This window comes from Clostridium pacaense (assembly GCF_020709765.2).
Taxonomy (GTDB): domain Bacteria; phylum Bacillota; class Clostridia; order Lachnospirales; family Lachnospiraceae; genus Enterocloster; species Enterocloster hominis.
Map to the genome: position 1 here is coordinate 88,729 of NZ_JAJFEB020000019.1, position 11,675 is coordinate 100,403.

General features: G+C 47.2%; 14 protein-coding genes, 1 tRNA gene and 1 other RNA gene. 13 read left to right on the forward strand and 3 right to left on the reverse strand.

Annotated features, from left to right (window positions below; genetic code table 11):
• Position 1 precedes the first annotated feature (1 nt).
• On the forward strand, positions 2-469 hold the full coding sequence (gene smpB, locus LK536_RS52605) for an SsrA-binding protein SmpB (protein WP_008717959.1): 468 nt from the start codon (positions 2-4) through the stop codon (positions 467-469).
• 17 nt (positions 470-486) lie between these two features.
• Positions 487-1,041 carry an HD domain-containing protein gene (locus tag LK536_RS52610; RefSeq protein ID WP_008717957.1) on the forward strand — a complete coding sequence of 185 codons (555 nt, stop codon included), beginning with the start codon at positions 487-489 and terminating at the stop codon, positions 1,039-1,041.
• Positions 1,042-1,113: 72 nt separating this feature from the next.
• Here the strand turns inward: LK536_RS52610 and LK536_RS52615 are convergent.
• Both LK536_RS52615 and LK536_RS52620 read right to left on the reverse strand, forming a co-directional pair.
• A tRNA-Glu gene (locus LK536_RS52615) sits at positions 1,114-1,185 on the reverse strand.
• A gap of 497 nt (positions 1,186-1,682) precedes the next feature.
• Positions 1,683-2,168: a hypothetical protein gene (locus tag LK536_RS52620; protein WP_008717956.1), complete on the reverse strand. Its 486-nt coding sequence runs from the start codon at positions 2,166-2,168 to the stop codon at positions 1,683-1,685.
• Between the two features lie 284 nt (positions 2,169-2,452).
• Here LK536_RS52620 and LK536_RS52625 point away from each other — a divergent pair, with 284 nt between their 5' ends.
• The 4 genes from LK536_RS52625 to LK536_RS52640 all read left to right on the forward strand — a co-directional run bounded on the left by LK536_RS52625 (position 2,453) and on the right by LK536_RS52640 (position 5,091).
• Positions 2,453-2,956 carry a DUF6933 domain-containing protein gene (locus LK536_RS52625; RefSeq protein WP_227796862.1) on the forward strand — a complete coding sequence of 168 codons (504 nt, stop codon included), beginning with the start codon at positions 2,453-2,455 and terminating at the stop codon, positions 2,954-2,956.
• A gap of 105 nt (positions 2,957-3,061) precedes the next feature.
• The gene (locus LK536_RS52630; RefSeq protein WP_008717952.1) at positions 3,062-3,430 is read left to right on the forward strand and encodes a desulfoferrodoxin family protein; all 369 of its coding nucleotides are present in this window, start codon (positions 3,062-3,064) and stop codon (positions 3,428-3,430) included.
• A gap of 263 nt (positions 3,431-3,693) precedes the next feature.
• Complete coding sequence (locus tag LK536_RS52635; RefSeq protein ID WP_227796861.1) at positions 3,694-4,623, forward strand: N-acetylmuramoyl-L-alanine amidase; 930 nt, start codon at positions 3,694-3,696, stop codon at positions 4,621-4,623.
• Positions 4,624-4,731: 108 nt separating this feature from the next.
• On the forward strand, positions 4,732-5,091 hold the full coding sequence (locus LK536_RS52640; protein ID WP_227796860.1) for a hypothetical protein: 360 nt from the start codon (positions 4,732-4,734) through the stop codon (positions 5,089-5,091).
• Positions 5,092-5,211: 120 nt separating this feature from the next.
• Here the strand turns inward: LK536_RS52640 and LK536_RS52645 are convergent, their stop codons facing one another.
• On the reverse strand, positions 5,212-6,522 hold the full coding sequence (locus tag LK536_RS52645) for an O-acetylhomoserine aminocarboxypropyltransferase/cysteine synthase family protein (protein ID WP_227796859.1): 1,311 nt from the start codon (positions 6,520-6,522) through the stop codon (positions 5,212-5,214).
• Between the two features lie 213 nt (positions 6,523-6,735).
• Between LK536_RS52645 and LK536_RS52650 the strand changes: the two genes are divergently transcribed.
• From LK536_RS52650 to ssrA, 7 genes are all read left to right on the forward strand, one after another.
• Entirely contained in the window at positions 6,736-7,311 is a 576-nt protein-coding gene (locus tag LK536_RS52650) for a hypothetical protein (RefSeq protein ID WP_227796858.1), read from the forward strand.
• 34 nt (positions 7,312-7,345) lie between these two features.
• On the forward strand, positions 7,346-7,960 hold the full coding sequence (locus tag LK536_RS52655; protein WP_227796857.1) for a helix-turn-helix domain-containing protein: 615 nt from the start codon (positions 7,346-7,348) through the stop codon (positions 7,958-7,960).
• Between the two features lie 231 nt (positions 7,961-8,191).
• A complete protein-coding gene (locus LK536_RS52660; RefSeq protein ID WP_506092227.1) occupies positions 8,192-8,785 on the forward strand; it encodes a phosphatase PAP2 family protein in 594 nt (197 codons plus the stop codon).
• A gap of 265 nt (positions 8,786-9,050) precedes the next feature.
• Positions 9,051-9,395 (forward strand): hypothetical protein, encoded by a 345-nt coding sequence (locus LK536_RS52665; protein ID WP_227796855.1) that lies wholly within the window; start codon positions 9,051-9,053, stop codon positions 9,393-9,395.
• A 519-nt stretch (positions 9,396-9,914) separates the two neighbouring features.
• The gene (locus LK536_RS52670; protein ID WP_227796854.1) at positions 9,915-10,397 is read left to right on the forward strand and encodes a hypothetical protein; all 483 of its coding nucleotides are present in this window, start codon (positions 9,915-9,917) and stop codon (positions 10,395-10,397) included.
• 26 nt (positions 10,398-10,423) lie between these two features.
• Positions 10,424-10,987 carry a hypothetical protein gene (locus LK536_RS52675; protein ID WP_227796853.1) on the forward strand — a complete coding sequence of 188 codons (564 nt, stop codon included), beginning with the start codon at positions 10,424-10,426 and terminating at the stop codon, positions 10,985-10,987.
• A gap of 157 nt (positions 10,988-11,144) precedes the next feature.
• Positions 11,145-11,484, forward strand: a transfer-messenger RNA (tmRNA) gene (ssrA, locus tag LK536_RS52680).
• Positions 11,485-11,675 lie beyond the last annotated feature (191 nt).

Here is an 11,675-nt window from a genome sequence, read left to right on the forward strand (position 1 = left end):
CATGGGGAAGGAAAGTATTAAGCTGGTAGCCAATAATAAGAAGGCATACTATGATTATTTCATTGATGAGAAATACGAGGCCGGAATCGAACTTTTCGGCACCGAGGTAAAGTCCATCCGTATGGGCAAATGCAGCGTCAAGGAAGCATTTGTCAAGATTGACAAGGGAGAGGTGTATGTCTGCGGCATGCACATCAGCCCCTATGAGAAGGGCAATATATTCAATAAGGACCCGCTGCGTACCCGCAGGCTCCTGCTTCACAAGTATGAGATCATGAAGCTGGGCGGCAAGATTGCACAGAAGGGTTATACCCTGGTTCCCCTTCAGGTGTATTTTAAGGGAAGCCTGGTTAAGGTCCAGATCGGGCTGGCCCGCGGTAAAAAGCTTTATGACAAGAGGGCGGATATTGCCAAGAAGGACCAGAGAAGGGAACTGGAAAAGGATTTTAAGGTGAAAAACCTTTATTAGGACAGGGACGGCAAAACATGAAGGAATATCTGGATTTCATAAAAGAAGTGGAAGGGCTTAAATCCACGCTGAGGACAGCATGGACTGTTTCAGGACGCCAGGAGAGCACGGCAGAGCACTCCTGGCGCCTGGCCCTTGGCGCGGCGGTGCTCTGCCATGAATTTCCTGAACTTGACAGGGAAAAGGTGATGCTCATGTGTCTGGTCCATGACCTTGGGGAACTGTACAGCGGGGATGTTTCCGCGGCGCTCCGGCCGGATGCAGGGAAAAAGCATGACCAGGAACAGAGGGATGTGGCAAAAGCGGTTGCCGGCCTTCCAGGGGCCTGCGCAGAGGAAATCATTAGCCTGTGTGAGGAGTATAACCAGGCAAGGACGCCGGAAGCCAGGTTCGTAAAGGCCATGGACAAGGCGGAAACCATCCTGCAGCACAGCCAGGGAGAGAATCCGCCGGATTTTGACTATGGCTTTAACCTTTCTTACGGAAAGGAATATTACGGGCAGGACGGCAGGCTGACAAAGCTTCGGGAGCTGGTTGACAAGGAGACAAGGGAACGGATGAAGGAACCCTAAGGATGTTATGGATCCGTTTTCCGGACGGTTTTGGATAAGAAAAAAGCAAGCATCATCTGCTTGCTTTTCTTATGACCTGACCGGGAATCGAACCCGGGTTTACGCCGTGAGAGGGCGTCGTCTTAGCCGCTTGACCATCAGGCCTTAGGTTGTCTGCTGTACTCATCAGCGACAGCTTGTTTATAATACCATAGAGTTTTTAATTTGTCCAGTATTTTTTGAAAAAAATTAAAAAATTATCTGATGGAGTTTTCCAACGGAATTATCCGATGGAATTTGCCAATCCTGGAAAGTGAAAAGACCAGTCGGGGAACTGGTCTTTTCAGGAGAAGGTATTTCGTTTCTTATGGGGTGTAGCAAAAACTATATAATGTATTGGGGGGGTTTACGTTAATTATAATAGCATAGGTGATAAAAAAAGTGTGCACAAAGATTTACTATTTCAAAAAAAGTTTATATGCATTATTACAGTGACATGGGAAATGTGCCAGCCGTATACTCATTTTCCGACATTTATATGTGAGACTTACCGGAAGTGTCTGGTAAGCCTCATCATTTTCAACGTGGTGTATCCCGCTGTTCATTTCCATAATCTATATATACTGGGCATCAGGACCTGCAAAGTAACATCGGGATATGCCTCAAGTGGCCTGGCACAGCACGATGATGCGTCCAGGGGCTGTCTGCGGGGGAATGCTTCTTGTGGTGGCCGTGTAATAAACCAGAAGGTAATGGTTGGCAGGCGAACACAGGTAGGCCTGGCCGTTCATGGTGGAAATAATGGTGGACTGGTACAGGTTCAGCCTTAAGGAATTATCAATGGCAGTAAGGCTGTCATCAAAGTAACCGATGGCCACATCCTCTTCAGGCCGCAGCACTGCAATCAGGTCAGCGCGGTACTGGGGCGGATAGATGAGGGGAACAGGCTGGGTGCTGTCATAGAAAGCAGCGATGCGCATTCCCGGGAACAGGCGCATGGTATCCACAACAAAGGTATCATGGGTCATGATGATATTAATCTGCTGTCCGTCCACGCTGAGGGTGACGAACTGGCTGCAGCAGTCATCATTGTAAGCGGTAATGTCGGTGATGGTCCCCATGACAGGGGTAAGATGTTCATAATTCATAAGGAAAAATCCTTTTTTGTTTATCATATGCTGATACGGGGGAAAGGGGCACTGGTGCATCCGGGAAAAGAATCGGAAAAGCCGTAGATAAAGGAGGAGGCCGGTAAATCATCTTTACCGGCCGAGTATTATGAAAAAAAGTTTTATTAGCATTAACTCTTTACAATATTTAGTATATCGGTAAAATATGAGGAGAATTTTATCATTCTGTAACAAAATTATGAACAGAGTGTAAGGAGTTTGTGAATAAGGGAAATTCATCGCAGGAACAGGAGGATAGGGCCATGAAGCTGGGGATTACCATACCTTTACAGAAGCATTTGAATATAAGGAACCTGGAATACGGGACGGAACAGAAGCTGTTTTACTGCTGGGAGATCCACCGTATCCGTCTGCAGGCAGAAGATACCCTGGTTGCGGTCAATGCCAGTAACCGTGCAGCCGTGGTCCTGTGCGGCATGGATGCTGCCGGGTGGAGGGATTTTACAGCGCTGTTTGTGGAAGGCGTGAGGATGATGTTGGAAGCAGAGGGGTATTCCGGGCTTCAGATACAGGAATATCTGGACAAGGCCGGGCCAGTCACCCTGACAAGGACCCATGGGCGCCGGTCAGTGGCCAGTCTGAACCGGATGGATGATTATCTGTGGAGCCTTCCGGCCCTCATCAGTAAAGACCGGCTCTTCCAGCCCATACACTGTCTGGAGGCAAACCGCCAGATCTGCAAAATGGGTGGACATGAGGGAAACCGTCTGCCGTTCCAGTGCCTGGAAATGGACATGAAGCAGTAAAAAACATGACATTTATCATAAATATGTACATATGGCATTGTAAATTGTAATCAATGTGATAGACTTAGAATATATAATAAAATACATAAAGGAAGGAGCAGAAACATGAAATTTTATATTTGCAGTCATTGCGGCAATATTATTGCGTACGTAAAGAGCAGCGGGGTACCGGTCATGTGCTGCGGTGAAAAGATGCAGGAGCTGGTTGCCAACACAACGGATGCAGCCGTTGAAAAGCATGTTCCGGTGGTTACGGTGGACGGACAGAAGGTTACGGTTACCGTTGGGGCGGCAGAGCATCCCATGACACCTGAGCACTATATCCAGTGGATTGCCCTTGCCACCACACAGGGCAACCAGAGAAAGGAACTGAAGCCGGGCCAGAAGCCCCAGGCAGAATTCATGGTCTGTCAGGGCGACGGGGTTGAGGCAGTTTATGCATACTGTAATCTTCACGGCCTTTGGAAAGCATAGGCCGATAGGCACGGTACAGAAGACCAGGTTCTTTTACCCGCAGGCGTAAGCGGGCAGTGAAGGCCGGGACGGAGCAGAGGTTTCCGTCCCGGCCTTCCGCTTTGTGTGTTCCCGGCACAGAGAACCCGGCGTTCTGTCCGTCCTTTGCCCTGACCTGTGGATACAGTATCCCGGTCATTCCCATGCACTCCTCCTCCCCTTTGGGACAATCCTGGAATTCCCGCGTATTATATACCATAGCAGAAAGGAGATGTGATCATAGTATGAAGATATGTTTAGACGCAGGCCATTATGGAAGATATAATCAAAGCCCGGCAGACAAGCGTTATTATGAGTCGGAAATCGTATGGAAGCTGCATCTGCTTCAGAAAAAATACCTGGAAGCCTATGGAATCGAGGTAATCACTACCAGGGAAGACAAGGACACGGATAGAGGTTTATATGACAGGGGAGCCGCCTCCAGGGGATGCGACCTGTTTATATCGGACCATACCAATGCAGTGGGGGACTCTGTTAACAATGCAGTGGATTACCCTGCGGCATACTGTGCCATTAACGGGAGTGCGGATGGAATCGGGATGGCCCTGGCACAGTGTGTGGAGACGGTCATCGGAACAGGCCAGCCTGCGCGCATTGAACACCGCAGGGGAAGCAATGGCGATTACTATGGCGTACTGCGCGGGGCAACGGCCGTGGGGACGCCGGGGCTGATCCTGGAGAATTCCTTCCATACCAATGGTGAGGTTGTGAAGTGGCTGTTAAATGATGCCAACCTTGAACGTCTGGCCAGCGCCCAGGCCGATACCATTGCCCTGTATTACGGCATAACAGAACCGGTTAAGAAATCAGGCTGGGTGGAAGAAAACGGAGGCTGGAGGTTCTATCTGGGTAATACCGGGGACTATGTGGCCAATGACTGGTATAAGGATGGGGATTACTGGTATTGGTTTGACGCTGCAGGCATGATGGTGCACAATGACTGGAAGACAGGCTCGGATGGAAAATGGTATTACCTTCAGGAAAATGGAGCCATGGCAAAGGACCAGTGGGTTATCTGGAAAGATGAACTTTACCGCCTGAAAGAGGACGGAAGCATGTTTGAGGGCTGCGTATGCCTTGAGACAGATGAAAAGGGGGCACTTAAGTTCCCGGATATGGGAACCATCACAGAATGTGGGAAAATAGAAGGGTAGAGGAGGGGATTTTTATTGTCCGGCGTTAAGGGATGGAGTATAATAGAAGGAGAAGATGCCTTCCATTGACCTGATTATCATCGGGATGGAAGAAAAGGGGGATACAGCATGGTACTAAAATGTTTCTCATTGCCGGACGAAACCACCACACTGACATTTTATCCATGTAATGCAGATACCGGGCCGGAAGGCTGGTATGATACGTGCGCAGATACACTGACCGTGTTCCGGACAGATTATGTGAAGCTGCTGCTTCCCTATCTGGAGCATGTGCGTCCAGGGTTTGATGCCTGTCAGGATAACCGGATGGACAGGGACCAGTGGAACAGCCTGATTCAGGAGATGGAACGCGACATGGGTAATATACGGTTTGATGACACGGCGTTTGATTTCTACATTGGATTTGCAGGATGGATTACAAAGGCATTGAGTGAGTATGAGGTCATTGTTGTGGGAAGGTGCCGGTGATGATTGGTAGAGGATCCTTTGATTTAATTTGTAAATACGGATAAATCCGGCATATGGGCCGCAAAACTGTTTCCGGTTTTGCGGCCCGTCCGGCGGATTCAGTTGTACGTCATGCAGTATTCATACGATGGAGTTGAACGCTTCCTCCAGGTCCTCCAGGATATCGTCAATGTGTTCGGTACCGATGGACAGACGGATGGTTCCCGGCCGGATACCCTGTTCCAGAAGCTCGGCCTCATTTAACTGGGAGTGTGTGGTGGAAGCAGGATGGATGACCAGGGACTTCACGTCAGCCACATTGGCCAGCAGGGAAAACAGCTCCAGGCTGTCGATGAATTTCCTGGCCTGCCCAGCGCCGCCCTTGATTTCAAAGGTGAAGATGGAGCCGCCTCCATTGGGGAAATACTTCCGGTACAGCGCCTGCTGTCCGGGATCCTGGCTCACGGCCGGATGATGGACTGCTTCCACCAGGGGATGGTTTTTCAGGTAATCAACCACTTCCAGTGCATTTTCCACATGGCGTTCAACCCTGAGGGACAGGGTTTCCAGCCCCTGGAGGAACATGAATCCGTGGAAGGGGGAGAGGGTTGCGCCTGTGTCCCTTAAAAGGATGGCCCTGATGCGGGTGACAAATGCAGCGGCGCCCACATCCTGCGCAAAGCGGATGCCGTGGTAGCTTGCATTGGGCTGCGTAAGCCCGGGGAATTTCCCGGAAGCAACCCAGTCAAAGTTTCCTCCGTCCACAATCACCCCGCCTACCGTGGTTCCATGTCCGCCGATGAATTTGGTGGCAGAATGGACCACGATATCAGCGCCATACTCAATGGGGCGGACCAGATAAGGGGTTGCGAAGGTGTTGTCAATCACCAGCGGGATCTGGTGGCGGTGTGCAATGTCCGCAATGGATTCTATATCCGCAATGTCCGAGTTGGGATTGCCAAGGGTTTCTATGAAGATGGCTTTTGTATTGTCTTTGACAGCCTCCTCCAATGCCTTCAGATCGGCCGGATCCACAAATGTGGTTTCCACCCCGTATTCGGGAAATGTATGTGCCAGATAATTATAGGTGCCGCCATAGATATGGCTGGATGCCACAATATGGTCGCCGGAGCGGGTCAGGTTCTGGAAGGTATAGGCCAGGGCCGCTGCGCCCGAGGCGGTTGCCAGGGCCGCCACTCCGCCTTCCAGGGCAGCCATCCTGGCCTCAAACACATCCAGGGTAGGATTGGTCAGCCTGCTGTAGATATTGCCTGCATCGCTGAGGTTAAAGCGGGCCTGGGCATGGTCGCAGTCATCAAACACATAGGAAGATGTCTGGTAAATCGGAACCGCCCTGGAACCGGTAGCCGTATCCGGATGTTCCTGTCCTGCATGAAGCTGTGTTGTCTCAAACCTGAACTGTCTGTTCTCTCTTCTAAGTTTTTCTCCCATGATTTATCCTCCATTCCATTCCTACTGTTTCTATAGGTTTAGTTGATAATAGCATGGGAGTTTTTTCCTGTCAAGCGTTTATTGAACGGACTTTATATATTTAAGGAGGGAAACTGGTGGCGGGACCGTGGGAGGCATGATAAAATGGAAATGGAAGGTAAGGGGAATGAGCGGTGATGATATGTGGCATTGAATAAGCAAATGGGGGTTCTTATGAAGAGGAACAGACTGCAGCTGGCAGTGGTTATTGTCCTGCTGATATCCATTTTCATGAATATTACCTGTTATATGCGCCGTAATGAAATAAAGAGGGAATACCTGGACTCCGCCTATTTGAACCTGTTAAATGTATCCGTCCTTTTAAACAGCCTTGAATACTATGTCGAAGACAGCGGGACGGAGGAGGACCGTGACCGTGTATACCCCATCTTTGAAGCGCTGGAAGCAGAGGGCCGCCGCCTCGATGATGCCCTGAACGTATTGCAGCGTATATCCGGAAGCGCTGCCCAGGGCGGATATGCAGTATGCCTGGTAGATTTCAGATGGTATATGGGCCAATATGACAGTAAATATAAAACGGTCATCCTATCGCGTTACAGGACTGCGGTGGAGGAGACAATTCAAAGCCTGAGCATTGGCGGAGAGATATTGACGGATGGAAATGGATTCAGAATAAAGAATCCTGACTATTCCATTAGCACAAAAAGGATTGTCCGGCTGCTGACGGATGGATACGGCAGGATGAACAGCGGGGATATGACCCTTAATATTCCGATGAAGGCGGATTGAGGAATGAAAAAGGCAGGACGCAAGGAGGACAATCATGGAGTTTAACGAAAAGCTGCGCCAGCTTAGGATTGGGAAAAATCTAACGCAGGAACAGCTTGCAGAGCAATTATATGTATCACGGACAGCAATTTCAAAATGGGAAGGCGGCAAAGGCTACCCTAACATTGAGTCACTCAAGTGTATTTCCAAATTTTTTTCCATAACCATAGATGAGCTGCTATCGGGTGAAGAACTAATTACCCTTGCAGAAACCGAAAACAACGCGAATGTTAAAAGGATTTATGACATTATCAGCGGAATAGTAGATGTATTGGCAGTTGCGCTTATTGTATTACCAATCTATGGGGAACTTCAAGGCAGCCATTTTTATCATGTAAATCTTCTGTCAATTACTCATTTATCAAATATAGATATTGGAATACATTGGGCTATCTATTTACTTATAATTGGGCTTGGGATTGCCAGACTTGCTTTTATTTCTTTTGATAAAGAGCATTTGTGTGGCATTATCTCAAAAGTTTCTGTGGCAACAGGGGCGGCAGCAATCTGTTTATTTGCTGCCGCAAGAGAACCGTATGTAACCATACTGCTATTTTTGTTTTTTGCAGTAAAGATATTTTTATTGCTACAGCAAAACAGGACAAAATAAAAATAGTCATAAATTCCTTAAAAACAGGCTCTGACACGATAAGTGACGGAGCTTTTTTCTGTTGTGACGGCAGGTTTCTTGTACTTTGGGCCGCATGGATGGATAATCAAAGAGAGCTTACACGTAATTTATCACGGCAAAAAGAAAGGAATGTATACTATGCAAAAGAAATCAAAAAAATGTATCATCATGACAGGAATTCTGTTTCTGATTTTTATGCTTTTTACTGTTATGATTAAGACACTTGATGTACAGCCTGTCGGACCGGAGCAGTCTATGATAGGACTTGCTACTCTTAATCAGTTTGTATTTAACCTTTTTGGGGTGAACCTGCTTTGGTATAGCATTACTGACTGGCTGGGTGTTGTTGCCATAGTAATTGCTTTGGGGTTTGCAATCCTAGGACTGATCCAACTCATACGTCGTAAAAGCATTTGGAAAGTTGATCCACGCATTCTATTGCTTGGTGCATTATATTTTATTGTCATTGTATTTTATGTTTTCTTTGAAGTTGTAATCATCAATTATAGACCGGTCATTCTCTCCCAAAGTTTAGAAGCATCTTATCCGTCCTCTCATGCAATGATTGTAATCTGTATTATGATCACAGCAATGTTGCAGTTTCATTATTATTTACGTGACAGGAAAGTTTGTCTATGGATAATGGATATAGCTTCTGTTTTGATTGTTGCAGTAACGGTAGTAGGAAGACTTATATCGGGAGTTCATTGGTTTACTGACATCGTGGCAGGCATTTTACTCTCATCAGCCTTAATTATTCTCTATTATGCCGCCCTAAAATATATAGAGGAAAAGAAGGGCTAAGATGAAATAATCCCGTATACCGCCGCATGGCTGCAAAAGAAAAAAGCCGTCATTTCTCTTTATCTCAAATCATTTATATATTATTTAAAATCAGGCACCTGGCCGGTATATCCATATCGGCCGGGCCATTTTTAATTTTGAAGGTAAAGAATCAGACCTCAATTGACAATTTTCGACATCCGCGCGGTGAAAACAATGGAAGAAAAAAACAGGAGGGGGATTATTGCGCTGTTCATCCGTTCTATAAATACTGGAGGAATTAGGAATGAAAAAGTGTACAATATATCTCGCTGCGTTATTAATAATGGCTGCCCTGATTTTCCTGGCATATAAAACCTGGAGCCCGGAATACAGGATCTGCCGGTCATTTTCCTATTCAGGTATGGATTACAGGGAAACAGAGCTGTATGTAATCATCAACAGGCCATGGGGAGTGGGGGAAACCGTTGAAAAGATTGTAATCCAGTACAATCAAATGAACGGCACGCCGGACCGTCTGGTCATATGGTGCTACCATAATGAATATGATATGGACCAGGGCAGGGAGTTTTATAAGGCAGAGTTTGAATATGGGGAGGATGTGGTAACGGAACCGCCGGAAGCATATTAATATAAGCCGGATATCCGGCGCCGGATTCCAGCCTGTATTATGGAATATGGTAGGAAAATCAAAGCGGATGTGATAAAATGTTCTTTATAGTCAGGAGGGGCAGCATTAAAACCAGATTAAACACAATGAAAAATGACCGGTCGGGGAACCGGTCATTTTAGGAGAAGGTATTTCGTTTCTTATGGGGTGTAGCAAAAACTATATAATGTATTGGGGGAGTTTACATTAATTATAATAGCATATGGTATGAAAAAAGTCTGCACAAACTTTATCGATTATGAAATTTTGTTTTGTGCATTTTACCAATAGGATATTTAATACCCCGGATACCGGGAGGGATATGACAGGTCCTGAAGGGCGTGAGGGAGAAGATTGGCTGGGATACGTTGGATTATGGACCCAATGAAGATATTATTTTCAGCCGGATCCGTGATTTGGAGCAGATGTCCGGGGCTGTATGGCATGTAATGATTAATAGAATGGGTTGGAGTATTATACTAGGTACAGGGAGGAATGAATTTGAAGAAGGACTGTGCGGGAAAATCCTGTCTTATGGCAATGTTTTTCATGGAAGCTGGAATGATTCAGGTGTATGCCAATTCCCCGGCCCCTGTTCATTACAGGGAATATTTTGCAGGAACAGCCATCATGCTGGTTCTGACCGTGCTTTTTAATGCGGGGATTGAAACAGCAGCCGGGGCCATCATGGGTGTTGGGCCAAAACGGGTGATATTCCTTACGAATATTGGCACCAACCTGATTATGAATGTTTTATTAGGGTATCTGGATTTCACCTTCCGTCTGTATCTCAGGGGATATTATTTTCCCGTGATGTGTGTGTTTGAAATCCTTGTGCTGGCGGCAGAATACCGGATTTATCTGCGCTTCATGGGGGGAAGGTTTCCAAGGCAGTCCATACTGAAGTATACGGCGGCGGCCAATGCCGTTTCCTTTCTTCTGGGGCTGCTGGTCCTGCAGTTGCTGGGCCTGGGGGTTTTTTAAATATTAAGGGAATATAAGGTGGGAAAATGGGGAATCTGGTTGAACAGCTGGATCGGTTAACACAGGACAAAGAAAGGCTGGCTATAAATGCGGCAGCCATTGATATCAGGAAATATGATGCGGAAATCCATGACTTTTTCCAATATCCGCTGGGAGTTTCCTTTATTGGCGTGGAAAAGCCGCTGGTGGAAGGCTGGCAGGAAGCATTTTCCGTGCTTTTCATTCTGGACCTGTACTACCAGAATGACTGGATATGCAGTGAGCAGGAGCGGACCTCGCCGGACCAGCAGGTGGTGAGGCGGATGCCGGATGCTGAGTGGATTGCCGCGCTGCGCGGTTATTGGATTGATGACTATTTTGGGCTTAAAAACCGCTGGTTCCATATTAAGGATAAGGACGTGGAAGCATTTCAGAAGGAGCTGTTATGGTGGATGCCGGGAAATGCCCCTGAGTCCGGGACAAAACGGCTGGAACAGGAATTGGCGGGCACAAAGTGGGTCTGTTCACTATTTGCGGGCGCGTTTTATGATAAGTTCTTTGGGGAAACGGAACGCCATTATTTTTTTGCTGAATCCGGGGTGTATGACTAAGCGCAGGCATTTAAATCAGGGAATGAGGTTCCTGTCCGGTTCCAGCCCATGCGTCCTTCTTCCAAACTCCACCCTTGACAACGGACGGGGAAACTGCTATTATGTAGAAAGCGCAGGATTCGTTAGCATACCAGACACATGGAACACTGATCATTCAGGGGTTGTACTGGTTTCGACGGGGGTCATGCAGCTGGTGAAGCTATCCCCATGCGATGGGTTAAATGGCAAAAATAAATATAAACGCTAACGACGAATTAGCAATCGCTGCCTAATGGCAGCTGTCAGACTTAGAGCACCCGCACTTTAAGACCCTGGCATCGACTATGTGGGAAACGACTTATGCAAAGCTTTGAGCATATGGGCGTATGATGAAGCTACTGAAACCATCCGGGTGTCCTTTCTCTGATGGCAGAGGGAATGTCAAATAAGGGACTATGATAGTAGAAGAACAGGGAATTGGTTTTCGGACAGGGGTTCGATTCCCCTCAGCTCCACTCGATAAGCTTAAATCCGAACTCTTTAACAGGGGTTCGGATTTTGCTTTATCTGCTACACGCTGGACAATGCCGGGTAATCCTTAGTATAAGGGTTTCCGGCATTGTCTTTTTTTGGGCTCTTTGTCAATAGTTGGGGTGGGATTTGTAAAATCCCGCCCCAATTCTATGAAAAGGGCCCTTTTTATGTTTAG